Below are 983 nucleotides of genomic sequence, written 5' to 3' on the forward strand. Positions count from 1 at the left end.
AAGAGATACGATTCAGCTTGCTCGGTGATGGTGGTTCCGCACTCCGTACATTGTTTAGGCGGCAGGTTCCTGAAAAACTCCATAGGGTTTTTAGTTTGCATCATGATTCCTCCTCATATTTCGGTCGATTAGTCTTCGCGTTTGGAAAGGCAGTGATCGCATTCCAAGAGATACGATTCAGCTTGCTCGGTGATGGTGGTTCCGCACTCCGTACATTGTTTAGGCGGCAGGTTCCTGAAAAACTCCATAGGGTTTTTAGTTTGCATCATGATTCCTCCTCATATTTCGGTCGATTAGTCTTCGCGTTTGGAAAGGCAGTGATCGCATTCCAAGAGATACGATTCAGCTTGCTCGGTGATGGTGGTTCCGCACTCCGTACATTGTTTAGGCGGCAGGTTCCTGAAAAACTCCATAGGGTTTTTAGTTTGCATCATGATTCCTCCTCATATTTCGGTCGATTAGTCTTCGCGTTTGGAAAGGCAGTGATCGCATTCCAAGAGATACGATTCAGCTTGCTCGGTGATGGTGGTTCCGCACTCCGTACATTGTTTAGGCGGCAGGTTCCTGAAAAACTCCATAGGGTTTTTAGTTTGCATCATGATTCCTCCTCATATTTCGGTCGATTAGTCTTCGCGTTTGGAAAGGCAGTGATCGCATTCCAAGAGATACGATTCAGCTTGCTCGGTGATGGTGGTTCCGCACTCCGTACATTGTTTAGGTGGCAGGTTCCTGAAAAACTCCATAGGGTTTTTAGTTTGCATCATGATTCCTCCTCATATTTCGGTCGATTAGTCTTCGCGTTTGGAAAGGCAGCGATCGCATTCCAATAGATAGGAATTTGAATGGTCGACATGTGTTTCACCACATTCGGGGCAATGAGTAACGGAATCGATCGTCAATGAATTTGTTTGGTTTGCTTGCATGTCTTGATCCTCCTTATAGTACAGTTTAAGTTGTTTGTTTGTTGTTATAATACAGTATAT

General features: G+C 44.9%; 5 protein-coding genes and 1 pseudogene. All 6 read right to left on the minus strand.

Translation table 11 applies throughout. The features are described 5' to 3' along the window. Window positions 1–104, minus strand: a 104-nt coding sequence (gene yhfH, locus CVN76_RS06100; protein ID WP_442857553.1) for a protein YhfH, incomplete at its 3' end; no start/stop codon positions are given. A 24-nt stretch (window positions 105–128) separates the two neighbouring features. Then, entirely contained in the window at window positions 129–269 is a 141-nt protein-coding gene (gene yhfH / locus CVN76_RS06105) for a protein YhfH (protein ID WP_442857550.1), read from the minus strand. Window positions 270–293: 24 nt separating this feature from the next. Next, window positions 294–434 carry a protein YhfH gene (yhfH, locus tag CVN76_RS06110; protein WP_442857550.1) on the minus strand — a complete coding sequence of 47 codons (141 nt, stop codon included), beginning with the start codon at window positions 432–434 and terminating at the stop codon, window positions 294–296. A gap of 24 nt (window positions 435–458) precedes the next feature. Then, the gene (gene yhfH / locus CVN76_RS06115) at window positions 459–599 is read right to left on the minus strand and encodes a protein YhfH (RefSeq protein WP_442857550.1); all 141 of its coding nucleotides are present in this window, start codon (window positions 597–599) and stop codon (window positions 459–461) included. Window positions 600–623: 24 nt separating this feature from the next. After that, window positions 624–764, minus strand: coding sequence for a protein YhfH (gene yhfH, locus CVN76_RS06120; RefSeq protein WP_442857550.1), 141 nt, complete (start codon window positions 762–764; stop codon window positions 624–626). 24 nt (window positions 765–788) lie between these two features. After that, a pseudogene (locus CVN76_RS32325) lies at window positions 789–983 on the minus strand (hypothetical protein); the annotation flags it as partial.

The sequence above is a fragment of the Bacillus sp. mrc49 genome, from assembly GCF_002803435.1.

Coding starts and splice junctions, on each gene's coding strand:
- yhfH (WP_442857550.1), bottom strand. CDS start 269: ATGATGCAAACTAAAAACCCTATGGAGTTTTTCAGGAACCTGCCGCCT.
- yhfH (WP_442857550.1), bottom strand. CDS start 434: ATGATGCAAACTAAAAACCCTATGGAGTTTTTCAGGAACCTGCCGCCT.
- yhfH (WP_442857550.1), bottom strand. CDS start 599: ATGATGCAAACTAAAAACCCTATGGAGTTTTTCAGGAACCTGCCGCCT.
- yhfH (WP_442857550.1), bottom strand. CDS start 764: ATGATGCAAACTAAAAACCCTATGGAGTTTTTCAGGAACCTGCCACCT.